Raw genomic sequence first — 25,065 nt, forward strand, 5'->3', positions numbered from 1 at the left:
AGGCCGAGACGGTGACGCGGGCGATCGCCGACCGGGCGCTGCAGCTCTTGGACGTGGACGGGGCGGGTCTCGACGTGATGGACCGCAAGTACCTGAGCCTGATCGCGCGCTCGTTCGGGGGCGGGCCCGTGGGGATCGAGACGATCGGGGCGGCGCTGTCGGAGCCGCGGGACGCGATCGAGGACATCATCGAGCCCTACCTGATCCAGCGCGGCTTCGTGCAGCGCACACCCCGCGGACGCGTCCTCACCCGACACGCCTACCGGCACATGCAGATGCCGGAACCGAAGCGCGAGACGCCCGGGCAGTTCGGCTTCTTCGGTGACGGAGAGCCCTGAGGACCGGTCAACGCGTCTCCATGCATTGAATTCGGACCAGCATTTCACCGGGCACATGCGCGGATCGCGCGATGCTGCGCGCGGCAGACGGGTGAGTTCCGCGTCGCGATCTCGGCAAGTCGCTGCCGTAACAGCCATTTTGTCGATCGTCTCGGAACAATATTGCCAAGCTTAGGCGGGGGTCTCGCCGATCACGTACGTGTAAAAACTGCCGGAGCGCGTGGAACAGCGCCGAAACGCGACAGTTGGGGAGGCGACCGCGCCGAGTCCGCTCGGCGCCGGCAAGGCTGTTCCGATCAGGGTCCTGCCCTCCGATCGCGGCAGATCTTCGCGATCTCAAGAACAACGTCAGGGATAAACTTCCGCCATGAAGAAACTCACGCTCGCCGTGCTCGGCCTGTCCGTCGCCGCCATCTCGGCGCCCGCCTTCGCGCAGGACGCCCTGCCGATCCGCGTGCTGCCCTTCGCCAATCAGGACGGCGTCGGCGCCGCCGCGACCGAGACGCCCGCCTTCCGGGCCGAGGCGCTGCGTTCGGACGCCGCCAGCATCGAGGCGAGCCGGATCGCCCTCCAGCGGTCGCGCAACCCTCGGGTCCGCAACTACGCCAACCGCGTCCTCGTCGAGCGCAAGGCGACCACCGACGCGCTGCTGCCGCCGAACACCTCCCTCACCCGCAACGGCTCGGTGGTCTCCGACAACCAGGGCATCCGCACCGACCTGAGCAACCCGGTCGGCCTGGTGCTCGCGCCGGTGACGGTGGCCGCCAACATCGGCACCGGCATCGTCGGCGGCGCCCTCGGCGCGGTCGGCATCGTCGACAACAGCCCGGCCGAGCCGGGCCGCCGCGTGGCCCTCGGCGAGCGCGGCCAGGCGCGTCTGGCGCAGCTCCAGGCGGCCCCGAACGGCCGGGCCTTCGACCGGGCCTACATCGACCAGCAGGCCCGCTCGGACGCCCGCACCCTGGCGCTCTACGACGCCTACGCCAAGCAGGGCGACAACGCCCAGGGCCGCAAGTTCGCCACCGAGGCCCTCCCCTACATCGCCGACGAGCACGCCCACTCAGCGAGCCTCGCGGCCCGCATCGGCGGCTGAGCGCCGCGCATGGCGTGATCTGCGCGAGGGCCGCCCCAGGGCGTCCCTCGTCGTGTTGCGCCGTCGCACCGCCCGTCGCTAAAGGGGCGCATGAGCGCGATCGAGCCCGCCAGTGACGGACCCGCGGAGGACGGTGCCCCGCCCCACCGGATGGGCGTGCGCGTCTACTACGAGGACACAGACTTCTCCGGCTTCGTTTACCACGCCAGCTACCTGCGCTTCCTCGAGCGCGGCCGCACCGAATTGCTGCGGGAACTCGCCGGCGACCAGTCGGACCTGCACCGCGACGCACGCGGCCTCGTCTTCGTGGTGCGGCGCATGAGCCTCGATTTCCTCCGGCCGGCCCGGATGGACGACCTGCTCACCGTCGTGACCCGCACGCGCGCCCTGCGCGGCGCGTCGATGCAGCTCGCCCAGGATGTCCGACGGGGCGACGAAGTGCTGGTCTCCGCGGAGGTCACGGTCGCCTGCGTGCGGGACGGCCGCGCCGTCCGCCTCCCGGACGCGCTGCGGCGGCGGCTCGCGCCCGGCGAGGCCGCCTAGACCTCAGCCGGCCCGCGCCGGGTCGGCCTCGCAGAGCACCCGCGCGAAGGCGTTGACGATGGTCAGCGCGTCGTACTCGACCGAGACCAGCTGGTAGCCCATCCCGACCATCTCCCGGGCCCGGGCCGGCGACGGCGCGAAGGCGCAGGGGATCTTGCCCGCCGCCCGGGTCTTGCGCGCGATCTCCCCGAGGGCCGCCGTGACCGCCGATCCCAGCGGGTCGATAGCCGCCCCCTTGGACAGGGCGATCGACAGGTCGGCGGGGCCGACCAGGACGCCGTCGATGCCCGGCACGGCGAGGATCGCCTCCAGGTCGGCGATCCCGGCCTCGGTCTCGCACATGGCGATCGTGAGCGCCCGGTCGTTGGCGCCCGCGAGGTAGTCCGCGCCGTTCCGGAGCCCCGAGAGCCACATGGCCCGGTCCGGTCCCCAGCTCCGCTGCCCGACCGGCGGGAATTTCGCGGCCGCGGCCAGGGCCTCGGCATCCGCGACGGTGTTGATCATCGGCGCCACGACGCCGGCGGCGCCGGCGTCGAGCATCCGCGAGACCATGGCGAAGTCGCCCACCGGCACGCGCACCAGGGTCGATTTGCCGGCCAGGGCGACCTCGGTGATCGCCGCACACGACGTCTTGTAGTCGTAGGTGCCGTGCTGCTGATCCAGCAAGACGGCGTCGAAGCCGGCGCGCGCCAGGAAGCCGGCCAGCATCGGGTCGGCGATCATGGACCAGCCCAGGAACCGGGCCGGGCCGGTGGGCAGCAGATCGGGCAGGCTGGGAACGGGGAGGGTCATGCGCGTCCTGCGTATCTCAGGGCTGTCGACTCGGCGCCGTGGGCCGCGACCATACGGGAGGCGCTTTCGACAGGTCCAGCCCGGACGGCCCGTCGGACGGCGGCACATGCCTCAGGATCGCCCGGATCGAAACCGATCCTTAACCCTGCCGCGCCCTTAACGGAGGCGATGCCACGGCGGGGCGCGGGGGCCGTCGACGGCCCTTACTTTCGACAGATTCGCGGGCGACAGCGTTGATATCGCTCACGGATCCGGCGGACGCGGGCCTCGCCCGGCGCATCGCGATCCGGAGCAGGAGACCTCGACGGATGAACCCAGCCGACGCGATGCAGGCCGCGCCTGTCGCCGACATGACGCTGCTCGGCCTGTTCCTGCAGGCCCACTTCGTCGTGAAGATCGTGATGATCGGGCTGCTCAGCGCCTCGATCTGGTGCTGGTCGATCATCGTCGACAAGACGCTGCTGTTCCGCCGGACCAAGGCCGAGATGGACGCGTTCGAGGACGCGTTCTGGTCCGGCCGCTCCCTGGAGGAGCTGTTCCGTTCGTTCAACGACCGGCCGGCCACGGGCCTCGCCGCCGTCTTCGTCGCCGCCATGCGAGAGTGGAAGCGCAGCTTCGAGGGCTCCGGGCGGCAGATCCAGTCGCTGTCGCAGCGCATCGAGAAGCAGCTCGACGTCACCATCCACCGCGAGGTCGAGCGGCTCGAGTCGCGCCTGCTGTTCCTCGCCTCGATCGGCTCGGCCGGCCCGTATATCGGCCTGTTCGGCACCGTCTGGGGCATCATGACCGCGTTCACGTCGATCGCGGCCTCGAAGAACACCTCGCTCGCGGTCGTCGCCCCCGGCATCGCCGAGGCGCTGTTCGCCACCGCCATCGGCCTGTTCGCCGCGATCCCGGCGGTGCTCGCCTACAACAAGCTCCAGGCCGAAGTCTCCAAGGCGCAGTCGCGGCTGGAGAGCTTCGCCGACGAGTTCTCCGCCATCCTCTCCCGCCAGATCGACGAGCGCCTGCCGCTCGCCGCCTGAACCGGCTGATCCAGAGGAGACCGATCCATGGGCATGGCAGCGGGCGCATCGCAGGGCGGCAAGCGCCGCCGGCGCCGGGGCCGCCGCGGCGGACCCATCAACGAGATCAACATGACGCCGTTCATCGACGTCGTGCTCGTGCTCCTGATCATCTTCATGGTCGCGGCGCCGATGATGACCGTGGGCGTGCCCCTCGACCTGCCGCAATCCAAGGCCTCGCCGCTCAATTCCGACGTGAAGCCGATCACCCTGTCGATCCGCCAGACCGGCCAGGTCTTCCTCGGCGAGGACGAACTCACCGACGACTCGATCGTGCCGAAGCTCATGGAGACCGCCAAGACCGGGACCGAGGAGCGCGTCTTCGTGCGCGGCGACAAGCGGGTCGATTACGGCCGCGTGGCGCAGGTGATGGCGATCGTGACCGGCGGCGGCTTCAAGAAGGTCGCCCTCGTCACCGAGCCTGAGCATCAGTAGGGCCGTCCCGTGGAGTTCCGCTTCGACCGCAAGGAACCGGGTGTCTGGATCTCCGCCGGCACCCACGTCGCGCTCCTCGCGCTGGCGCTGGTCAGCGTCGCGGCCCCGGCCCTGCCGGAGGCCCAGGAGGGCGTGCCCGTCGAGGTGATCACCGAGAACCAGTTCTCCGAGATCACAAAGGGCGAGCGTCAGGCCGACAAGCCGATGCCGAACGCCACCTCGCGGGCCGACCGCAAGGCCGAGAAGTTCGAGGACCGCGAGCCCGAGAATTCCAAGCAGGACGCGCCGACCGCCCCGACCCGCACGGCCGAGATGAAGCTCGCCAACGCGGACGAGATGCCGCTGCGCGCCGAGCCCGATCCGCAGGAGGCGGCCCAGGCCGCCAAGGCGGCGGAGAAGGCCGCGCAGGAGAAGCGCGACGCCGAGAAGGCCGCCGCCAAGGCGGCTGAGAAGGCAGCAGAGAAGGCGGCCGATAAGGCCGCCGCGGAGAAGGCTGCCGCCGCCAAGGCCGAGGCGAAGGCCAAGGCCGAGGCGGTCGCGAAGGCCGAGGCCGAGAAGCGCGAGCAGCTCGAGAAGCTGATCGAGAAGCAGGAAGCCGAGGCCGCGGCGGCCGCCCAGAAGGCCGCCGCCGCGAAGAAGGCCGAAGCGGCCAAGGAAGCGGCCAAGAAGGCCGCTGACGCGAAGGCCAAGGCCGAGGCGGAAGCCGAGCGCCAGAAGGAGATCGCGGAGGCCAAGGCCGAAGCCGAGCGCGAGAAGGCCGAGGCCGCCGCCAAGGCGAGAGCCGAGGCCGCGAAGGCGGAGGCCGCCGCCAAAGCCGAGGCCGCCGCGAAGGCCAAGGCCAAGGCCATGGCGGACGCGAAGGCCAAGGCCGATGCCGAGGCCAAGGCGCGCAAGCAGGCCGAACTCGCCGACAAGTTCAACGCCGGCGACATCCGCTCGATGCTCGCCTCGAAGGCGCCGTCGCAGTCGACCGGCGCCACAGGCCACGCGGTGCAGAAGGTGGCGGCGCTCGGCGCCGCGACCGGCAACGCGCAGCGCCTGTCGCCGTCGCTGCGCGACGCCCTGGTCGGCCTGCTCCAGCAGCAGATCGAGCGCTGCTACTCGGCGCCCCCCGGCGCGGCCCAGGGCGTGGTCCTGCCGGTTCTCGACATCCGGCTGAACCCGAACGGCTCGCTCAGCACGGAGCCGCGGATCATGCGCGGCGGGGCGAGCGCGGTCGACCAGTCGATCGCGCAGGCCGCGCTCCGGGCGGTCCGCCGCTGCGCGCCGTACAACATTCCGGCCACCTACGCGCCGTACTACAACGACTGGAAGGCCATCAACGCGGAGTTCGAGTTCACGGCGACCTGAGGTCTTCCAGCCAGTGTCCCGCCGCTCCCGCGTTCCCGTCTGATCGTCACTCGGATCCGACCCACCATGCTGCACCTCCCCTCCGTCGGGCGCCTCCCGACGTCCTATGCCGCGCGCCTGCTCGCGCTCCTCGTGATGCTGACGGGCCTCCTGGCGGGGCCGGCCCAGGCGCAGCTGCAGCTGCGCATCGGCGGCGGCAACTTCCAGCCGATGCCCATCGCCATCGCGGATTTCGGCGGCGACCCGAGCCTCGCGGGCCTCGTCTCCGGCGTGGTCACCAACGACCTGCGCCGCTCCGGCTACTTCACGCCGCTCGACCACGCCCGCTTCCCCGAGCAGCCGAACTTCGACGCCGCGCCGAACTTCGAGAAGTGGCGCGCCACCGGCGTGCAGGGCCTCGTCACCGGCCGGGTCGTCCGCGAGGGCGGCCGGGTCAAGGTCGAGTTCCGGCTCTGGGACGTGACCAACGGCCAGCAGATGACCGGCCAGCAATACGGCACCGACGCCGCCAACGTCCGGCGCACCGGCCACCTGATCGCCGACGGGGTCTACACCAAGATCACCGGCCTCGGGCCCTGGTTCGACAGCCGCATCGCCTTCGTGGACGAGACCGGCCCCAAGGAGAACCGCCGCAAGCGCCTGATGGTCATGGACCAGGACGGCGCCAATGTCCGGGCGATCACCACCGGCGAGATGTCGATCGTGGCCCCGCGCTACTCGCCGGCCACGCAGGACATCGCCTTCATGGCCCAGGCCACCGGCCACCAGCCGCGGGTGCAGATGATCAACCTGGAGACCGGCTCCCGCCAGGCGCTCGGCAACGTCGATTCGATGAGCGCGAGCCCGCGCTTCTCGCCGGACGGCCGCAAGATCGTGATGAGCGTCCAGCAGGGCGGCAACGCCGACATCGTCACGATGGACCTCGCCTCGAAGGCCCAGCGCTCGATCACCAACGGCATGGCGATCGACACCTCGCCGACCTACTCGCCGGACGGGTCGCAGATCGCCTTCGAGTCCGACCGCGGCGGCTCCCAGCAGGTCTACGTGATGGGGGCGGACGGCTCGAACCCGCACCGGATCACCTTCGGCCCCGGCTCGGCCTCGCAGCCGGCCTTCTCGCCCCGCGGCGACCTGATCGCCTATACCCGCCAGCGCAACGGCGGCTTCGCCATCTGCGTCTCGAAGCCCGACGGCTCGGGCGAGCGCGTGCTCACCGAGGGCTTCCACAACGAGGGCCCGACCTTCGCGCCGAACGGCCAGTACGTGCTGTTCTTCCGCGATCCGGGCGGCCAGGGCGGCGGCAAGCTGTTCATGGTCGACATCACCGGCAAGGTGGAGCAGCCGGTCCCGACGCCCGCCTACGCGTCCGACCCGACTTGGTCGCCGCTGCTGTCGGGCCGCTGAGCCCGTCGCGGAGCCCGGCTCACGAGGCGGGCTCCGGGGCCGTTCCCGATCCTGGTGCAACGGTACGGCAGGACGGCGGGTCCAATCGAGAGAGCTGCGCCTTACCCCTCCCCCACACGGGAGAGGGGACCCGCGTTTCGTGCGGCGCCGGCTCGCGGCGCCACGATCGCCACGGCCGTCATCCGGGACGCGTCGCGTCCCGAGCCGCGCGACGGCGCGCTAGCCCTGCACCATCAGCCGGTCGCGGGCCCTCAGCGCCGGGAAGAGCCTGCCCCAGAGCAGCGCGACCCCGACCGTCGCGGCGCCGCCGACCACCACCGCCGGGACCGCGCCGATCGCGGCGGCGAGCAGCCCCGATTCGAACTCGCCGAGCTCGTTCGAGGCGCCGATGAACACCGTGTTCACCGCCGAGACGCGGCCGCGCATCGCGTCCGGCGTCTCGCCCTGCACGAAGGTCTGGCGCACGTAGACCGAGATCATGTCGGCGGCGCCCGTGACGAACAGGCAGGCCATCGACAGCGGCAGCGACGTCGACAGCCCGAACGCGACCGTGGCGGCCCCGAACACCGCGGCGGCGCGGAGCATGCGCACGCCCGCGTGGCGCCGCAGGGGGTAGTTCGCCAGCAGCACCGCCATGGCGACAGCTCCGAAGGCCGGCATGCTCCGGAGCGCGCCGAGGCCGAGCGGGCCGACGTGCAAGACCTCCGCGGCGTAGATCGGCAGCAGCGCCGTGGCGCCGCCGAGCAGCACCGTGAACAGGTCGAGGCTGATCGCCCCGAGCACCACCGGCTGGGAGCGGATGTAGTCGATCCCGGCCGAGAGCGCCGCCCAGGTGATCGGCGGCCGCTCGCTCACCGCCGCCGGCCGGTAGCGGATCAGCAGGGTCAGGGCGCTGGCCAGGGCGAAGCTGCCCCCTGCCCCACCGAACACGACGGCGGGTCCGAGGGCGTAGAGGAAGCCGCCGAGCGCCGGCCCCATCACCGAGGCGCTCTGCCAGAGGGACGCGTTCCACGCGATCGCCGAGCCGAAGAGCGGCCCGGGCACCAGGGTCGGGAGCAGCGCCTGCAGGGCCGGGTTGGCGAAGGCCCGGGCCGTGCCGACGACGATGACCAGGGCGTAGATCGGCCAGACGGAGTGCACGCCCGCGAGGGCGCAGGCGAGGAGGCCGAGGCTCGCCGCGCTCTGGAGCGCGAAGGCGGCGGCGCCGACGAGGCGCCGGTCGTAGGCGTCGGCGACGTGGCCGGTGATCAGCGCGCACAGCACCGCCGGCAGGAAGCCCGCGAGGCCCACGAGGCCCAGCGCCAGGGCGGAATGGGTCAGGTCGTAGACGTACCAGCCGATCGCCACCGCCTGCATCTGGTAGGCGAGGCCCGTGAGGAACCGGGCCGAGCCGAACAGGCGGAAGTCGCCGATGCCGAAGACGGCCCAGCCGGAACGATCATGCGCGGACATGCCTCCTGCTGCGCGGGACCGGCCGCGGAATCAAGCGCTACGGTGACGTTCGCCGGTCGGATGTCGGCGGCTCCGGCCTGCTCGACTGCAGCGTCAGGGTCGGCTTGCGCGGCGGCGGCGGCGGCGGAGGAGGCGACAGGACGGGCGGCTCGGGTTCGAGCGGCGGCGCGCGCCGGCCCTCGCCCGCGAGGTCGGTGGGGAACGTGCAGGTGACGCGGGTGCCGCTGCCCGGCGCGGTCTCCAGCTGCACCCGTCCCCCGTGCAGCTCGACGAAGGAGCGCACGATCGACAGGCCGAGGCCGACGCCCCGGTGGCGGGTGCCGAGGGTGTGGCTCTCGAAGCGGTTGAACACCGAATCGGCGATCTCGGGGGGCATGCCGCGGCCGTGGTCCCGTACGCTCAGGAGCAGCTCCTTCGAGGTCCGGCGGGCATGGACCTCCACGCGCTGGCCGGCATCCGAGAAGCCGACGGCGTTCGAGAGCAGGTTGAACAGGATCTGGCGCACCCGCTTCCCGTCGGCGTGGACGCTGCCGATATCCTCCGGCACGTCGAGGGCGAGGGTGATGTGCGATTCGGCGAGCCGGTCCTCGATGCCGCGGACGGCGGCCTCGACGGTGGCCTGGACGTCAACCTCCTCCCGCTGCAGCTCCAGCGAGCCGGCGTCGATCGAGGCAAGGTCGAGGATGTCATTGATGATGACGAGCAGCGCCGCCGAGGAGCGCATGATGTGGTCGGAATACTCGCGCTGGCGCTCGTTGAGCGCGCCGACGGTCTCGTCGCCGAGAAGCTGGGTGAAGCCGATGATGTTGGTGAGCGGGGAGCGCAGCTCGTAGGAGACGTGGTGCACGAAGGTGTCGCGCAGCTGCGCGGCCTTCTCCAGGGCATCATTCTTCTCGGTGAGCGCCCGCTCGACGTTCACACTCGCCGTGACGTCGATCAGGGTCAGGAGCGTCGCGCCCTCCGGGAGCGGCTGCGCGGCGCAGTCGAGCACGGTGCCGTCGACCACCTCGAGACGGCACGTCCGGGCCGTGCGCGATTCGAGGCCGACCACCGCGTCGCGGATGTCGAGCCACGGCTCCTCGACGGGGGCGAGCGCCCGGCAGGCGGCGATCACCGCGTCCACGTGCGGGCGCTCCTCGATCATCTCCGGGTCGAGCCGCCACACGGTGAAGAAGGCGCGGTTGGCGAGGGACAGGCGCCCGTCCGCGCCGAACACGGCCACCGGCTCGGCCAGCGTGTCCAGGGTCTCGGCCTGCAGGCGGCGCAGGGCGTTGTAGCGGGACTCGGCGTTCAGGCGGTCGGAGACGTCGTCGAACAGGTAGGTCAGGCCGCCCTGCGGGTTCGGGTCCGCGACCACGCGCAGGGTCCGGCCGTCGGGCAGGTACCACCAGGTCTGGTTCGCCTCCGCGGCCCGGTAGGCGGACAGCACGCCCTGCTTCCAGCCGCGGAAATCCGCGTGCTCCTCGAGCTTCCGCTCCGCCCGCAGGTGGTCGAGGATCTCGCCGTCGGAGGGCCGGCCGTCGAGGAAGGCCTGATCGAGGTCCCAGAGCTGCCGGTAGGCGGCGTTGTGGAAGATCAGCCGCTGCGAGACGTCGAACATCGCGACCGCGGTCGGCAGCTGGTCCAGGGTCCGCACGTTGGCGTTCATCTGCCGCTGCAGGTCGGCGCGCACGCTCTCGAGTTCCGACACGTCGATGGCGATGCCGACGCGGCCGGTCTCCAGCCCGGTCTCGAATACGTCGAGCATCCGCCGGTTCCCGGCCACGATGGCCGAGAGGCGCGGGACGCTCCGGGTCAGGCCGGCGAACCGGGCCGCCTCCTCGCGGGCGATCGTCTCGCGGGCCGGCCGGTCGAACAGCTCCAGGCCGGCATCGAGGGCGGCCTCGCGGCTCTCCGCCTCGACCGCCGCCACGTAGGCGGCGTTGATCCAGCTCAGGCCACCGTCGCGGTTGCGCCGCCAGACCGGCTGGGGGATCGCGTCGAGGAGCCCCGACAGGGCCGAGAGTCCTCGGCGGGTCTCGTCCAGGGTCGCGCGCAGGTCGGCGATCTCGCAGCGCTCCTGGCTGGTCTCGCGCAGGCGCAGGAGCGCCCGCCCCGCCACGGCCTGCCCGTGGGCCTCGATGTTGCGGCCGGTCTGGGTCCGCAGGCTCAGCGCGAAGCTGGTGCCGCGCGCCCGCAGGGTCTCCACGGCGGTCTCGACGGCGGCCGCGTCCGCGGCGACGAGCCACGTGCCGAAGGCCAAGACGCGGCGGGCATAGCCGGAGGTCGGCCGCTCGCCGTGGATCGCGAGGCTGATGTCGCCCTCGACCACCGGCTCGCTGCGATGATCCCAGGTGACGATGATCTGCCGCTCGGCGTTGAGGAGCATCTCGGCCCGGTCATGGGCGCCGCGCAGGACATCGAGGGTCGCGGCGAGCTCGCGCTCGCGGCGGGTCCACCGGCCGCGCTCGTAGAGGTGCAGGAGCGACAGGATCACCGCGAAGGCGACGAGGCCGCCGAAGATCGCCAGGGCGGCCACGCTGTGGATCTCCCGCGCGGGATGCGCGGCGGCAGCCTCCGGCAGCTCGGCGAAGGCCGCGCTCGCCGTCGTCAGCGCGAGCGCGCCCACGCCGATCCGAACGTGTGTCGCACGACCGACACCCATGGTTTGCCCCGCCCCCGTACCCGATGGCTGTCCGACCGGCGCGCGTCGCCGCGCGGCGCAGAAGGCACCGTTCCCGCGGCGATTCTCCCGAACCGCCGCAGCCCCATCGATCTAAGATTCGCCCGCACTCTAGGTGCGGCGGAATCGCCCCGGAAGGGGAACGAAGCGTGGCTTTGGGCAAAGTCGGCATAATCAGCCGTTAACGACACACAGAAGACACAGTTCGATTCGGCCGTCTGCGCTTGACAAACGAGAAGGCCCGGCGCAGTGCGCCGGGCCTCCAAATCTCTCCACCGGGCCGCGTCGCCGGATCGCGGCGGCGCGGTGCCGGCCCCGGGAACGAGGCCGTCCGCGCCAGCGATGATGCCGGCTCAGTAGCGGTAGTGCTCGGGCTTGAACGGGCCGCTCTCGGAGACGCCGATATAGGCGGCCTGATCGGGGCGGAGCTTCGAGAGCTTCACGCCGATCTTCTCCAGATGCAGGGCGGCGACCTTCTCGTCGAGGGTCTTCGGCAGGGTGTAGACCTGCTTCTGGTACTTGCCCGGGTTGGACCAGAGCTCGATCTGGGCCAGCGTCTGGTTGGTGAACGAGGCCGACATCACGAAGGACGGGTGACCGGTGGCGTTGCCGAGGTTCACCAGGCGGCCCTCCGACAGGAGGATGATGCGGTGGCCGTCCGCGAAGGTGATCTCGTCCACCTGCGGCTTGATGTTCGACCACTTGAGGTTCTTCAGGCCGGCGACCTGAATCTCGTTGTCGAAGTGGCCGATGTTGCAGACGATCGCCCGGTCCTTCATCGCCCGCATGTGGTCGATGGTGATGATGTCCTTGTTGCCCGTGGCGGTGACGAAGATGTCGGCGCGCGGGGCCGCATCCTCCATGGTCACGACCTCGTAGCCCTCCATCGCGGCCTGGAGCGCGCAGATCGGGTCGATCTCCGACACGAGCACGCGGCAGCCGGCGTTGCGCAGGGACGCGGCCGAACCCTTGCCCACGTCGCCGAAGCCCGCGACCATCGCGACCTTGCCGGCCATCATCACGTCGGTGCCGCGGCGGATGCCGTCGACCAGCGACTCCTTGCAGCCGTACAGGTTGTCGAACTTCGACTTGGTGACCGAGTCGTTCACGTTGATCGCCGGGAAGAGCAACTTGCCCTCCTTGGCCAGCACGTAGAGGCGGTGGACGCCCGTGGTGGTCTCCTCGGAGACGCCCTTGATGCTGTCGGCGAGGCCGGCGAACCATCCCTTCGGCTTCTCGGCGAGCTTGCGCTTGAGGAGCGCGAAGAAGACTTCCTCCTCCTCGCTGGCCGGCTTGTCGAGGAACGCGGTGTCGCCGTTCTCGGCGCGCAGGCCGAGATGGACGAACATGGTCGCGTCGCCGCCGTCGTCGAGGATCATGTTCGGCATGCCGCCGTCGTGCCAGTCGAACAGGCGCGAGGTGTAGTCCCAGTACTCCTCCAGGGTCTCGCCCTTCACGGCGAAGACCGGGATGCCGGCAGCCGCGATGGCGGCGGCGGCGTGGTCCTGGGTCGAGTAGATGTTGCACGAGACCCAGCGGATGTCGGCGCCGAGCGCCTTTAGGGTCTCGATCAGCACGGCGGTCTGGATCGTCATGTGCAGCGAGCCGGCGATCTTCGCGCCCTTCAGGGGCTGCGCGGCGCCGTACTCCTCGCGGACCGCCATCAGGCCCGGCATCTCCGTCTCGGCGATCGAGATCTCCTTCCGGCCGTAATCGGCCAGCCCGATATCCTTGACGATGTAATCCTTGGCCATGAGTCGATGGCTCCGTGTTCGCGTTGCGGGTCGGGGCAACCCCCTACCACCGCGCGGCCTACGAAGCAATCAAGACATAAAGATGTCTTTATGCGTTCTGATCGGCGGGGCGGCCGCGCGAACGCCCGCCCCGCTCCGGATCAGGTCCCGTCCGCCGCTCAGCGGGTCGGCCGCGCCAGCCACCCGAGGCCGAACGCGACGGCGGCCACCAGGGCGAGGGTCGTGCCGCGGTTCTCGTCCGCGCGCGCCGCGAGGGTGCGCCCGTGGCGCACGGCGCGGTCGCGGTAGTGCTGGCCGCGCTCGAGCGCCTCGTCCGCCAGGGCGTGCCCGCGCTCGCTGGCGTCGCGGAACCGGGCGCGCCCCTCCTCGACGAGGTGCTCGCCGCCGTGGCGCAGGTCGCGGACCGTATCCCGGGCTTCGCCGTAGGCGTACTGGGCGGCGCCGGCGGCCTGATCGTAGGCGCCGTCGAGCTGGTCGACGGCCCGGCCGCGCACCGCGCCCGCCGCCGTCTTGATCCGGCCGCGCAGATGGCGAACGCCGCCCTCGAGATGATCCCTGTTCATGCTGTCTCTCCATTCCGGCGCGCGCCCCGGGGGCGCGACGCCTGCGTCGGGGCGGAACGACGGCGGAAGGCTACGGTTCCCTGAGGGGCGGCGGAACGGCCTCAAGTTTCCGTGCATCGGCGAGCCGGCGCTGGAAACAGGTCCGGACCGGCGCAGCGTCCAGGGACGCCGCGGCGTCAATCGCCGGGATCAGATCGAGGCACATCGCGGCCGGGCGGGTGGTCCGATCTCTGCGCACGACTCGGCCTGTTCTGGACCGCGCCGCCGCGGTGACTTGCCGGGCGGCGGGAATGTCTCGGGCCGGGGCCTAGATCTCGATCTCGGTGCCGACCTCGACGACCTGCCGGGTCGGCACCCCGAAGAAGGCGCCGGTGCGCTCAGCGTTGCGCTGCATGAAGGCGAACAGGTTCTCCCGCCAGGGCGCCATGCCCCGCTTGTCCCGTCGCGGGATGATCGTCTCGTGCCCGACGAAGACGGTCATGTCGTCGAGGACGTGCGGCGGCAGGTGGCGCGATTCCACCGCGCAGGCCAGCCCCTCGGGGATCGAGGCCTCCTCCATGAAGCCGTAGCGCAGGATCACCCGGTAGAAATCCGGCGCCAGGATCGTCACGTGGGCGCGCCGGTCCCGCGGGACGGTCGGCGTCTCCTCGTAGAGCGCCGTGATGATCAGAATGCGCTCCATCAGGGCGTGGTTGCGCTCGACGAAGCGCGAGAGATGCAGCGGGATGCCGTGCTCGGCCGCCGAGAGGAACGCGGCCGTGCCCGGCAGCCGCAGCAGGTCACGGTGCTGGAGACCGCCGAGGAAGACGTCCTCCGGCAGGCGCAGGGCGGCCCTCGCTTCCTCGACCAGCTCGTTTCCCTTCTTCCAGGTCAGCATCATCGCGGCGACGAGCCCGGCGAGCACCAGGGGAAACCAGCCGCCCTCGAGGATCTTCACGCTGTTGGCGGCGAAGAACACGAGGTCGATGGCGAGGAAGAAGCCGTTGACCGCGAAGACCAGGATCGGGTTGTAGCCCCAGCGGAGCGCGATCAGCGCGGCGAGCAGCGTGGTGATGCCCATCAGCATCGAGACCGCGATGCCGTAGGCGCCGGCCAGGGCGTCGGAGGAGCCGAACACCACCACGGCCGTCAGGGTCGCCACGGCGAGCAGCCAGTTGACCGCCGGCACGTAGATCTGGCCGCGCTCCTCGTGCGCCGTCTGGACGATGCGCATGGCCGGCAGGAAGCCGAGCTGGACCGATTGCTGGGTCAGGGAGAACACGCCCGAGATGATCGCCTGCGAGGCGATGATGGTCGCCATCGTGGCGAGCGCGACCAGGGGCAGATGGCCCCAGTCGGGGCTGAGGCGGAAGAACGGGTTCTCCAGGGCGTCGGGCGCGGCGATCAGCAGGGCGCCCTGGCCGAAATAGTTGAGCACCAGCGCCGGCAGGACCAGCGCGAACCACGCGATGCGGATCGGCAGGGCGCCGAAATGGCCGAGATCGGCGTACATCGCCTCGCCGCCGGTCACCGCCAGGAAGGCCGCGCCGAGCATCGCGAAGCTGACGTGCCAGCCGGCATGGAGCATGAAATCGACGGCCCGGAACGGGTTGGCCGCCGCCAGGATCTCGGGCTTGGCGACGATCCCGGCGATCCCGAGGAGCCCGAGGACGACGAACCAGACGAGCATGACCGGTCCGAACACCCGGCCGATGGCGGCGACGCCCTTGTGCTGGACCAGGAACAGCCCGACCAGGATCACCAGCGTGATCGGCACGACGTACGGCCCGAGCGCCGGCGCGTCGACCTTCAGGCCCTCGATCGCCGAGAGCACCGAGATCGCCGGCGTGATCGCGCCGTCGCCGTAGAGCAGCGCCGCGCCCACCAGCCCGACCACCAAGAGCAGCGCCTTCCACGTTCCCGGCCGGGCCTGACGGGCGCCGAGCAGCGCCAGCATGGCGACGATGCCGCCCTCGCCGCGGTTGTCGGCGCGCAGGATTAGCACCGCGTATTTCAGCGACACGATCAGGATCAGCGACCACAGGATCAGCGACACCGCGCCGGTGGCCGCCGCAGCAACCGAGGCGCCGCCGGCGGTCGCGGCCTTCACGGCCTCCTTGAACGCGTAGAGCGGGCTCGTGCCGATATCGCCGTACACGACGCCCAGCGCGCCGAAGACGAGGGCCGGCCGGAGCCGGTCGCGCGCCGCTCCCGCGTCGACCGGGCCGGTCTCGGATCGGGGACTCGCCGCCGGGGCAAGGGTCTGGCTCACCGCAGGATTCCCCCACGGCGCCACCCGGCCTCGACCATCCGGGCGCCGGGCGCGACGCCGTGGCGGTAAAGCTAGGGGCCACGGCCGCGCCGTCCAGCGACGCTGTCGCGGCGCTCAGATCGAGCCGGTCAGCTCCTCCGGGCAGGCGTCACCACGGCGCAGACAGAATACGGGCGCGCCGGCATGACGGGCGATGGCCGCGGCCACGGTCGCGGCGGGCGCCGGCGTGCCCAGGCTCTCGCTGACCACCACCGCGCGCAGCGGCACATCGTGGAGCCGCAGGGTCTCGCAGGCCGTGAGCGCGTGGCTGATCGCCCCGAGATAGCTCCCCGAGACGAGGAGCGCCGGCACGCCGAGCGCGCGGAGCCAGTCCAGGCCAGTGGCGGCCTCCGTGACCGGGCTCATGAGCCCGCCGACACCCTCGATCAGCAGCGTGTCCTGGGTGCAGGCGATCTCAGCCCGGCACCAGCCGACAAGGTCGGCGAGGTCCAGGGAGCGCCCCTCCAGCACGGCGGCCTGATCCGGCGAGAGCGGTGCCGCGAATCGCCAGGGCGAGCAGGCCTCCACGGCCTCCTCGTCCAGGGCGAGCCCCTGCGCGTCCAGCAGCCGGGCGGTGTCGCTCTCGACGAAGCCGGGATCGCTCAGCGGCGGGACACCGCTCGCGAGCGGCTTCACCGTCCGCACCGTCCGGCCCTGAGCCCGCAGACGGCGCGTCAGGGCGGCGGTGACGTAGGTCTTGCCGATCTCGGTCCCGGCCCCGGCGATGAACAGCGCCCGCGCGGGCATCCCCGCCTCAGGCCTGGAGGCTGCCGTGGCAGTGCTTGTACTTTTTGCCCGAGCCGCACGGGCACGGCTCGTTGCGGCCGACGCGGCCCCAGGTGGCGGCGTCGGTCGGGTCGCGCTCCAGCACGGCGCCGTCCGCCGCGAGGCCCTGGGCGGCGAAGCCGTAGGCCGGCCCCCCGCCGCCGTCGCTGCCCGAGCCGAGACCGGCGTAGTCCATCTCGTTCTCGCCGGTGACCGGGTCGAGATGCTGGGCGAACATCGGCGGCAGCGCCGGACCGCCGGGCGGGTACTCCTCCTGCGGCTCCTGCATCATGATCTCGACCCGCGAGAGCTGCGCGGTCACCTGCTCGCGCAGGGCGGTCACGAGACCGTTGAACAGGTCGAAGGCCTCGGACTTGTACTCGTTCAGCGGGTCCCGCTGGGCGAAGCCGCGCCAGCCGATCACCTGCCGGAGGTGGTCCAGCGTCACGAGGTGCTCGCGCCAGAGATGGTCGAGGGTCTGCAGGAGGACCTGCTTCTCGATATAGGCCGTGACCTCGGCGCCGTTCTTCTCGGTCCGCTCGGCATAGGCGGTCTCGGCCGCCTTGAGCAGGCGCTCGCGCATCTCCTCGTCGGCGATGCCCTCCTCCTTGGCCCAGTCCTCGACCGGCACGTCGAGGTTGAGGATCTCCTTCACCTGCTCGCGCAGGCCGGCGACGTCCCACTGCTCGGCGTAGGCGTTCTCCGGGATGTGGCGGGCGACGAGGTCGTCGATCACGCCCTCGCGCATCTCGTCCACGGTCTCGCGGACGCTGTCCTGGCCCATGAAGTCGCGGCGCTGCTCGAACACGACCTTGCGCTGGTCGTTCATGACGTTGTCGTACTTGAGCACGTTCTTGCGCATGTCGAAGTTGCGCGCCTCGACCTTCTGCTGCGCCTTCTCGATGGCCTTGTTGATCCAGGGGTGGATGATCGCCTCGCCCTGCTCCAGACCGAGCTTCTGCAGCATCCCGTCCATGCGGTCGGAGCCGAAGATGCGCATCAGGTCGTCCTGAAGCGACAGGTAGAACTTCGAGCGGCCGGGATCGCCCTGGCGTCCGGAGCGGCCGCGGAGCTGGTTGTCGATGCGCCGCGATTCGTGACGCTCGGTGCCGATGATGTAGAGGCCGCCGGGCAGCGCCTTCTTGCGGCCCGCCTCCGGATCGGCCGGCTCGCCCGAGGCCAGCACCTTGGTGCGGTTCTCGGCGATCTCCGCCTTGATCGCCGCGATGGCGGCGTCGCGCTCCGGACCGTCGGCGAGGTGGCCCAGCTCCTTCTCGATCCGCATCTCGAGGTTGCCGCCGAGTTTGATGTCGGTGCCGCGGCCGGCCATGTTGGTGGCGATGGTGATCGCGCCGGGGACGCCGGCCTCGGCCACGATGTAGGCCTCCTGCTCGTGGAAGCGGGCGTTGAGCACGGCGAAGCGCTTGGTCACCCGGCCCTCGCGGGCGGCGGCGTAGACGTCGGTCAGCGCGTTCGGGTCGGAGTAGTCGAGCAGGCTGTAGCCGGCCTTCTTGAGCATCTCGGCGAGGTGCTCCGACTTCTCGATCGAGCCGGTGCCGACCAGGATCGGCTGGTGGCGCGCATGCGCCTTGTCGATCTCGGCGATGATGCCCTCGTACTTCTCGCCGACGGTCCGGTAGACCTCGTCGTCCTCGTCGACGCGCTCGACCTCCTTGTTGGTCGGGATGTCGACCACGTCGAGCTTGTAGATCTCGGCGAACTCGTCGGCCTCGGTCGAGGCGGTTCCGGTCATGCCGGCGAGCTTCTTGTAGAGGCGGAAGTAGTTCTGGAAGGTGATCGAGGCCAGCGTCTGGTTCTCGGGCTGGATCGTGACCCGCTCCTTGGCCTCCAGCGCCTGGTGCAGGCCTTCCGAGTAGCGCCGGCCCTGCATCATGCGGCCGGTGAACTCGTCGATGATCACCACTTCGTCGTTCTTGACGATGTAGTCCTTGTCGCGGGTGAACAGCGTGTGGGCGCGCAGGGCCTGGTTCACGTGGTGGACCAGCGTGACGTTGTGGGCGTCGTAGAGGTCGCCCTCTTTCAGGAGCCCCGCCTCGCGCATCGCCTCCTCGATGAACTCGTTGCCCTCCTCGGTCAGCGAGACCGTGCGCTGCTTCTCGTCGAGGTCGTAGAACTCCTTGCGCAGGCGCGGCATCAGCGCGTCGACCGCCACGTAGAGTTCCGACCGGTCATCCACCGGCCCTGAGATGATCAGCGGCGTGCGCGCCTCGTCGATCAGGATCGAATCGACCTCGTCGACGATCGCGAAGTTGTGCCCGCGCTGTGCCAGCTGGGACAGCTCGTACTTCATGTTGTCGCGCAGGTAGTCGAAGCCGTACTCGTTGTTGGTGCCGTAGGTGATGTCGCAGGCGTAGGCCTCCTTGCGCTGCGCATCGTCGAGCCCGTGCACGATCGTGCCGACGGAGAGGCCCAGGAACCGGTAGACCTGACCCATCCACTCGGCGTCGCGCGAGGCGAGGTAGTCGTTCACGGTGACGACGTGGACGCCCTTGCCCTCCAGGGCATTGAGGTAGACCGGCAGCGTCGCCACCAGGGTCTTGCCCTCGCCGGTCTTCATCTCGGCGATGCCGCCCTCGTGAAGCACCATGCCGCCGATGAGCTGCACGTCGAAGTGGCGCTGGCCGAAGACGCGCTTGGCCGCCTCGCGCACCGTGGCGAAGGCCGGCACGAGGATGTCGTCGAGACTCTTGCCGTTGGCGAGTTCGGCCTTCAGCATGTCGGTGCGGGCGCGCAGGGCCTCGTCCGAGAGGGCCTGGATCTCCGGTTCCAGCGCATTGATCTGCGCGACGCGCGGGCGGTAGCCCTTGACGCGGCGGTCGTTCGAGGAGCCGAAAATCTTCTTGGCGATGGAGCCGAGCATCATAGACCTGCGGACGCGCGAGCCCGCCCACGAGTGAGCGTGGCGGGCCGGCCTGGACGGAGTTGGCCGGGCTTATAGAGGTAAACATCGCCCGGCGCACCTGGAAGGGGCAGCCCTCAACGCATGCCGGTACGGTCACGGTTCCGGCACCGGTGAAATGGCCGCGCTTGCCTTCTCGCCCGACGCGGGCCACCTGTGCCGCGGCGCGACGCCCGGCCGATCCGGCGCGGCGCCGAGACGTGAGCCGAGGACTTCGCCCGTATGCCGAACACCGCCCTTCTCCGGCGCGTCAGCGCGCTCGCCGTCATGGTCGCGATGCCGGGACTGGCGCTGGCCCAGGCACCCCAGAAGGCCCCCACGCCGGCCGCCAACACGCCGGCTGCCGCTTCCCCCGCCGCCCAGAGCGCCGCCCCCGCCGTGCCGAGCGCCGACGCGGTCGTGGCGAGCGTGAACGGCAAGCCGATCACGCAGGGCGACCTCGCCATCGCGGCCGATGACCCGGCCCTGTCGCTGCCCGGCGTCGACGAGGCTCAGAAGAAGAGCCTGCTCGTCGACTACATGGTCGACCTCCGCGTCGGCGCGCAGGCCGCCGAGGCCGCCAAGGTCGGCGACACGCCGGAATTCAAGCGCAAGCTCGCCTACTTCCGCGACAAGCTCCTGCTCGACGACTACCTGGAGCAGGAGGCCAAGCGCGCGGTCACGCCCGAGGCGGAGCACGCGATCTACGATCAGACCGTCAAGCTGATGAAGCCCGAGGAGGAGGTGCACGCGCGCCACATCCTGGTCGACAACGAGGCCGAGGCGAAGAAGATCGCCGCGCGCATCAAGGGCGGCGAGGACTTCGCCAAGGTCGCCGCCGAGGCGTCCAAGGACCCGGGCTCGAAGGCCGAGGGCGGCGATCTCGGCTGGTTCACCAAGGAGCGGATGGTGCCCGACTTCGCCAACGCCGCCTTCGCGATGAAGCCCGGCCAGGTCTCCGACCCGATCAAGACCCAGTTCGGCTGGCACGTGATCAAGGTCGAGGAGAAGCGGACGAAGCCGCAGCCGACCTTCGACGAGCTCAAGGAGCAGATCGACCAGCACCTGATCCGCAAGGCGCAGCAGGACATGATCCTGAAGCTCCGCTCGGAGGCCAAGATCGACCGCGCCGACGCGCCGCCGGCGGCTCAGGCCGCGCCCGAGCCGAAGAAGTGACGGTCCGGGGCTGACCGGCGCGGCCCCGCGGGGCCGCGCCGTGTCGTCAGTACGGCCGATCCGGGACGAGGTAGCTGGATCGCGCCGGGGCCGGCTGGGGCGTGATGCCGAGAGCCGAGAGTTCGGCGCCGCGGCGCCCCTCGGCGATCCTGTCGAGCACCGCGATCAGCAGCCACGGACACGCGATGCCGATGAAGAACGCCATGTGATCCTCCCGCGCCGAACCGATGGGCCCGTTCGGCTTAGGAAAATAATAGGCGGGCCGGGCCGCGCCGCAAGCGGCATCCCCGCCGGGATCTCAGATCCAGCCCTGGAGCTCGCGGCGCACGACGTGCTCGATCACCCGCATGCCGAGGTCGCTGTCGTTCAGGCAGGGGATGTAGGCGAAGCGCTCGCCGCCGTTCTCCTCGAAATAGTGCCGGTTCTCACCGTCGAGCTCCTCGAGGGTTTCCAGGCAGTCCGCCGTGAAGCCCGGGGCGACGATCGCCATCCGCTTCACGCCCGACTTCGCGAGCTCCATCACCGTCTCGTCGGTGTAGGGCTTCAGCCACTCCTCGTTGCCGAAGCGCGACTGGAAGGTGACCCGCATCTTCTCCGGAGACAGGCCGAGCGCCTCGCGGATCAGGCGCCCGGTCTTGTGGCACTGACAATGGTACGGGTCGCCCTTGAGCAGGTAGCTCCGCGGCACGCCGTGGAACGAGGTGAGGATCACCTCCGGCTCGAAGTCGAGCTTGGCCAGGCCCTCGCGGATCGAATCGGCCATGGCGGCGATGTAGACCGGGTCGTCGTGATAGGGCGGCGAGACCCGCACCGTGGGCTGCCAGCGCATGTCCATCAGCGCCCGGAAGGCCTGATCGCAGGCCGTGGCCGAGGTCGCGGCGGCGTATTGCGGGTAGAGCGGCACCAGCAGGATCCGGTCGCAGCCCTGGTCGAGCAGCGCCTGGATCCGGCCGGCGACCTCGGGCTTGCCGTAGCGCATCGCCCAGTCGACCGCCACGGACTCGCCCATGGCCGCCTGGAGGCGCTCGCTCTGGCCGCGCGTGATCGTCTTCAGCGGCCCCTCGTTGAGCGCGTTGTTCCAGACGCTGGCGTAGTCGCGGCCCTTCGGCCCGGGGCGCTTCGTCAGGATGATCAGGTTGAGGAGCGGCCACCAGATCAGCCGCGGTACCTCGATTACCCGGCGGTCCGACAGGAACTCCTTGAGATACCGGCGCATCGGCCAGTAGGACGTGCCCTCGGGCGTCCCGAGATTCATCAGGAGCACGCCGACGCGGCCCCAGGCCACTTTCGGGTGGTCGGCCGGAAGGGTGCTCGCCGCGGGCTGCAGCGGTGCGAGGGGCCGGCCATTCGCCAGCGCGGCGGGTTCGACGCGTTCGTTCATGGCAGCGTTCCGGCGCCGCGCGCCGAGATCCTTCCTCTGGCTTCCGATATCCGGCGGCCGGCGCGTACGCCTCGGCTTGGCCGGCGCTTAAACCCCGTCGGGTGCGCTTCCATGTAGGGTGCGAAGCCGCCCGGCGAAGGGCGGACGCGACATGCCGCACCGCGACAGGCCGCGCGCTCGACCCCCGTCCCTAAACACGGGCGGCTCCCGGCCGCAACCGCCGCGCCGATGACGGTGCGCGTCCACCTCCTATCTCGGCGTGGAAACCGATCGCGAGAGACCATGGCCGCCACACCCGTCGCCGACGCCCTCACGGCCTTCCGCGCCTCCGGTTCGCCCTGGCTGAGCCTGCCGTTCTTCGCCGGCGGGGAGGCCGACGCCGTGGCGGCGCCGGTCGATGCCCGAATCGCCGCGGGCGCCCGGGTGCTGCCGGCACCGGACCGGATCTTCCGCGCCTTGGCCGAGACCCCGCTGCAGGACGTGCGGGCCGTGATCCTCGGGCAGGATCCGTACCCGACGCCGGGCGACGCCAACGGCCTCGCCTTCTCGTTCGTCGGCTCCGGTCGCCTGCCCGCCTCGCTGAAGGTGATCCTGGCGGAGGCGGGATCCGACCGCGCCGCCGGCGGCGACCTGACGCCCTGGGCGCGGCAGGGCGTGCTCCTGCTCAACAGCGCGCTCACCGTCGAGGCCGGCAAGGCCGGGGCGCACCTGCGCTACGGCTGGGCCGCGCTGACCGATCAGGCCGTGAGCGCCGTCTCGGCCCGCGCGGAGCCCGCCGTGTTCCTGCTCTGGGGCGCCCAGGCGCGGGCGAGGGCCGCGCTCATCGACGCGACCCGCCACGGCGTGTTCGAGAGCGGACACCCCTCGCCGCTCAACCGGGCGCGGGATTTCCCCGGCTCCGACCCGTTCGGCCGGGCCAACCGGTGGCTCGCCGCGCACGGGCGCCCGCCGATCGACTGGCGCCTCGGCTGAGGCCGGCGGCAATCCCGCGAATGGGCTATTGCGGCTTGGCGGGCTCGGCGGGTTTCGCCGGCGCGGCGGGGTCCTGGCCGGCGGGCAGGAGCACGTTCTTGGCCACCGTGCCCTCGGGCCCGTACTCGCCGGCCACCGCGAGGCAGGCCTGGTCGCGGTTCTGCGCCATCTGGTTCGACATCAGCGTGAACATGGTCTGCACTCGGTTGCCGAACGGTCCGCGCGGCTGGACGTCGCCGATCTGCACGTTCTGCTTCGCCAGCAGGGCCTCGAACTGGTCGCTGCCGATCCGGTAGCCGCAGACGTTCGAGGCCGCGAAGATGTAGGCGGCGAATTCCAGGGCCCGCGGCGACGGGGCGTTCCGGATCTGCGCCTGCGCCGGCAGGGCCGCGAGCGTGACGGCGGCGAGGAGTGTGATCCGGGTCGTAGTGGGGCGCATGCGCGGCGGTTCCTCGATCGGGGGCGGCCTCTCGCGGGCCGCCTCTGGCGGGCGGGACATAGGCCGGACCCGCGCGCGCGCCAATGCGACCGAAGATGCGACCCGAGATGTCGGCAATTCAACCGTCCCGGTTCACGGCCCGTTCGCCATAGGTCCAGTCGCCGGCCCGCGCGTCGACGAAAAGACGGTCGTTTTTCGACGGAACGCCCGGGTGAGAGAGAGTGTTAACCTGCTCGCGTCACGCCAGGACCTGCAGTGTGTCCAGATTCAGGCGGTCCGCATCGCATGTACGGCGTCCATCACCCGGCGGCCTCCACCCCACTCCCGGCTCGCGACGCCGACCGGCGCGCCCGGCCGGGTGCGCAAGGAGCCGCCAGCGCGGAGCGGCGCGGCGCGCCGGCGGTGCCGGTCGCGGCGGTCTGTCCGCACCGCGTCTCGCGCTGGGCCTGGGGCGAGGGCCTGCGGGCCGGGCAGGCCGTGGCGCTCTTGGTGCAGGATCTCGGGCAGGTCGAGGCTATGCGCCTCGGCCTCACCCGCCTCGGCCTGCGCGTCGTCTGCCTCGACTGCGCCGGCCGCGACGCGGCGCTGGCGGAAAGCCTCGCGCAGTCGGGCGCCGTGCTGGTCGTCGTCGATACCGCGCTCGCCGACGCCTATGCCGGCGTGATGGGCCGGCTCACCGCCTATCCGGCGGTGTGGTGGAACGGTCCGGGCGCCGACTACGCGAGCCTCGACCTCGCCCTCGCCGAGCACGCCTGACAACCGCCGCATCGCGGATCGCGGGCCGCGGCACCGTCGCGGACCTGAACCTTGCGTGCTACCGTCCGGCGACGCGACCGGCCCCGTGCCAGGGAGGCCGGCGCCGGGAGACGCCGCCATGACCGCAGCCCTCGCCACGGCCCACGCCGCCAGCCCGGAGGCGCCGGTGCTGTTGCGCAGCGATGCCGACGGGGTCGCGACGCTGACGCTGAACCGGCCGCAGGCCCGCAACGCCCTGTCGATGGCCCTGATGGGCGCGCTCCAGGAGCAGCTCGACGCGATCCGCGCGGATCCGTCCGTGCGGGTGGTGATCCTGCAGGGGGCCGGCCCCGCCTTCTGCGCCGGGCACGATCTCAAGGAGATGCGCGCCGATCCGTCCCGCGAGGCGACTGAGGCGGTGTTCCGCACCTGCGCCCGGCTGATGCTGAGCCTCACGCGCCTGCCGCAGCCGGTGATCGCCCGGGTGCACGGGATCGCCACCGCCGCCGGCTGCCAGCTCGTCGCCACCTGCGATCTCGCCATCTGCGCCGAGACCGCCCGCTTCGCGACCCCGGGGGTGCAGATCGGCCTGTTCTGCTCGACCCCGATGGTCGCCCTGTCGCGCGCCGTATCGCGCAAGGCCGCCCTGGAGATGCTGCTGGTCGGTGAGCCGATCGACGCCGCGGAGGCCCTGCGGATCGGGCTGGTCAACCGCGCCGTGCCGGAGGCGGATCTCGACGCGGCGGTGGGCGCCCTGGCGGCCCGGATCGCCGGGAAGGCCCGGCGCGTCCTGGCGATCGGCAAGGAGGCGTTCGGCCGGCAGATCGAGATGGGTCTGGAGGACGCCTACGGCTACACCGCCGAGGTCATGACCCGGAACATGATGATGGCCGACGCGCAGGAGGGGATCGACGCCTTCCTGGGCAAGCGGCCGCCCCGCTGGGAGCCGTGAGCCGGC

The 25,065-nt window shown here is 71.2% G+C and carries 22 protein-coding genes; 11 read left to right on the forward strand and 11 right to left on the reverse strand.

Going from position 1 to position 25,065, the window contains the following annotated elements:
• The 3 genes from ACLBX8_RS00005 to ybgC form a co-directional block, all read left to right on the forward strand.
• Window positions 1–338 (forward strand): Holliday junction DNA helicase RuvB C-terminal domain-containing protein (locus ACLBX8_RS00005; RefSeq protein WP_447714456.1); only part of this gene is annotated, 338 nt, incomplete at its 5' end.
• 367 nt (window positions 339–705) lie between these two features.
• Window positions 706–1,431: a DUF4142 domain-containing protein gene (locus ACLBX8_RS00010; RefSeq protein ID WP_447714457.1), complete on the forward strand. Its 726-nt coding sequence runs from the start codon at window positions 706–708 to the stop codon at window positions 1,429–1,431.
• 90 nt (window positions 1,432–1,521) lie between these two features.
• Window positions 1,522–1,974 (forward strand): tol-pal system-associated acyl-CoA thioesterase, encoded by a 453-nt coding sequence (gene ybgC / locus ACLBX8_RS00015; RefSeq protein ID WP_042669272.1) that lies wholly within the window; start codon window positions 1,522–1,524, stop codon window positions 1,972–1,974.
• A 3-nt stretch (window positions 1,975–1,977) separates the two neighbouring features.
• Here the strand turns inward: ybgC and ACLBX8_RS00020 are convergent, their stop codons facing one another.
• Entirely contained in the window at window positions 1,978–2,766 is a 789-nt protein-coding gene (locus ACLBX8_RS00020; RefSeq protein WP_020093362.1) for an HpcH/HpaI aldolase family protein, read from the reverse strand.
• A 308-nt stretch (window positions 2,767–3,074) separates the two neighbouring features.
• On the opposite strand from ACLBX8_RS00020, the gene tolQ reads away from it, so the two are divergent.
• From tolQ to tolB, 4 genes are all read left to right on the forward strand, one after another.
• A complete protein-coding gene (gene tolQ, locus ACLBX8_RS00025) occupies window positions 3,075–3,791 on the forward strand; it encodes a protein TolQ (RefSeq protein ID WP_012317751.1) in 717 nt (238 codons plus the stop codon).
• Window positions 3,792–3,818: 27 nt separating this feature from the next.
• A complete protein-coding gene (locus ACLBX8_RS00030) occupies window positions 3,819–4,265 on the forward strand; it encodes an ExbD/TolR family protein (protein WP_020093363.1) in 447 nt (148 codons plus the stop codon).
• A gap of 9 nt (window positions 4,266–4,274) precedes the next feature.
• Window positions 4,275–5,615, forward strand: coding sequence for a cell envelope integrity protein TolA (gene tolA, locus ACLBX8_RS00035; RefSeq protein ID WP_447714458.1), 1,341 nt, complete (start codon window positions 4,275–4,277; stop codon window positions 5,613–5,615).
• 66 nt (window positions 5,616–5,681) lie between these two features.
• The gene (gene tolB / locus ACLBX8_RS00040) at window positions 5,682–7,019 is read left to right on the forward strand and encodes a Tol-Pal system beta propeller repeat protein TolB (protein ID WP_091976958.1); all 1,338 of its coding nucleotides are present in this window, start codon (window positions 5,682–5,684) and stop codon (window positions 7,017–7,019) included.
• A gap of 219 nt (window positions 7,020–7,238) precedes the next feature.
• Here the strand turns inward: tolB and ACLBX8_RS00045 are convergent, their stop codons facing one another.
• The 7 genes from ACLBX8_RS00045 to secA all read right to left on the reverse strand — a co-directional run bounded on the left by ACLBX8_RS00045 (window position 7,239) and on the right by secA (window position 19,386).
• Window positions 7,239–8,471, reverse strand: a complete 1,233-nt coding sequence (locus tag ACLBX8_RS00045; RefSeq protein WP_020093366.1) for an MFS transporter — start codon at window positions 8,469–8,471, stop codon at window positions 7,239–7,241.
• A gap of 37 nt (window positions 8,472–8,508) precedes the next feature.
• Window positions 8,509–11,115 carry an ATP-binding protein gene (locus ACLBX8_RS00050; protein ID WP_447714459.1) on the reverse strand — a complete coding sequence of 869 codons (2,607 nt, stop codon included), beginning with the start codon at window positions 11,113–11,115 and terminating at the stop codon, window positions 8,509–8,511.
• 371 nt (window positions 11,116–11,486) lie between these two features.
• The gene (ahcY, locus tag ACLBX8_RS00055; protein WP_012317745.1) at window positions 11,487–12,887 is read right to left on the reverse strand and encodes an adenosylhomocysteinase; all 1,401 of its coding nucleotides are present in this window, start codon (window positions 12,885–12,887) and stop codon (window positions 11,487–11,489) included.
• 158 nt (window positions 12,888–13,045) lie between these two features.
• A complete protein-coding gene (locus ACLBX8_RS00060) occupies window positions 13,046–13,450 on the reverse strand; it encodes a hypothetical protein (RefSeq protein WP_020093368.1) in 405 nt (134 codons plus the stop codon).
• Window positions 13,451–13,757: 307 nt separating this feature from the next.
• Complete coding sequence (locus ACLBX8_RS00065) at window positions 13,758–15,701, reverse strand: potassium transporter Kup (protein WP_447714460.1); 1,944 nt, start codon at window positions 15,699–15,701, stop codon at window positions 13,758–13,760.
• Window positions 15,702–15,815: 114 nt separating this feature from the next.
• Complete coding sequence (bioD, locus tag ACLBX8_RS00070; RefSeq protein ID WP_447697521.1) at window positions 15,816–16,487, reverse strand: dethiobiotin synthase; 672 nt, start codon at window positions 16,485–16,487, stop codon at window positions 15,816–15,818.
• 7 nt (window positions 16,488–16,494) lie between these two features.
• Window positions 16,495–19,386: a preprotein translocase subunit SecA gene (gene secA / locus ACLBX8_RS00075; protein ID WP_026604963.1), complete on the reverse strand. Its 2,892-nt coding sequence runs from the start codon at window positions 19,384–19,386 to the stop codon at window positions 16,495–16,497.
• A 261-nt stretch (window positions 19,387–19,647) separates the two neighbouring features.
• Here secA and ACLBX8_RS00080 point away from each other — a divergent pair, with 261 nt between their 5' ends.
• Window positions 19,648–20,580, forward strand: coding sequence for a peptidylprolyl isomerase (locus ACLBX8_RS00080; protein WP_447697522.1), 933 nt, complete (start codon window positions 19,648–19,650; stop codon window positions 20,578–20,580).
• 46 nt (window positions 20,581–20,626) lie between these two features.
• On the opposite strand, the gene ACLBX8_RS00085 is transcribed toward ACLBX8_RS00080, so the two are convergent.
• Entirely contained in the window at window positions 20,627–20,785 is a 159-nt protein-coding gene (locus ACLBX8_RS00085; RefSeq protein ID WP_020093373.1) for a hypothetical protein, read from the reverse strand.
• Window positions 20,786–20,878: 93 nt separating this feature from the next.
• Window positions 20,879–21,961, reverse strand: a complete 1,083-nt coding sequence (gene hemH / locus ACLBX8_RS00090) for a ferrochelatase (RefSeq protein WP_447714461.1) — start codon at window positions 21,959–21,961, stop codon at window positions 20,879–20,881.
• Between the two features lie 282 nt (window positions 21,962–22,243).
• Here hemH and ACLBX8_RS00095 point away from each other — a divergent pair, with 282 nt between their 5' ends.
• Window positions 22,244–22,933 carry a uracil-DNA glycosylase gene (locus tag ACLBX8_RS00095; protein ID WP_447697523.1) on the forward strand — a complete coding sequence of 230 codons (690 nt, stop codon included), beginning with the start codon at window positions 22,244–22,246 and terminating at the stop codon, window positions 22,931–22,933.
• Window positions 22,934–22,958: 25 nt separating this feature from the next.
• Here the strand turns inward: ACLBX8_RS00095 and ACLBX8_RS00100 are convergent, their stop codons facing one another.
• Window positions 22,959–23,372: a hypothetical protein gene (locus ACLBX8_RS00100; protein ID WP_020093376.1), complete on the reverse strand. Its 414-nt coding sequence runs from the start codon at window positions 23,370–23,372 to the stop codon at window positions 22,959–22,961.
• A gap of 285 nt (window positions 23,373–23,657) precedes the next feature.
• Between ACLBX8_RS00100 and ACLBX8_RS00105 the strand changes: the two genes are divergently transcribed.
• Both ACLBX8_RS00105 and ACLBX8_RS00110 read left to right on the forward strand, forming a co-directional pair.
• Entirely contained in the window at window positions 23,658–24,128 is a 471-nt protein-coding gene (locus tag ACLBX8_RS00105; protein WP_447697524.1) for an AMP-dependent synthetase, read from the forward strand.
• A gap of 118 nt (window positions 24,129–24,246) precedes the next feature.
• Window positions 24,247–25,059 carry an enoyl-CoA hydratase gene (locus ACLBX8_RS00110; protein ID WP_447697525.1) on the forward strand — a complete coding sequence of 271 codons (813 nt, stop codon included), beginning with the start codon at window positions 24,247–24,249 and terminating at the stop codon, window positions 25,057–25,059.
• Window positions 25,060–25,065 lie beyond the last annotated feature (6 nt).

The sequence above is a fragment of the Methylobacterium sp. D48H genome, assembly GCF_053345715.1.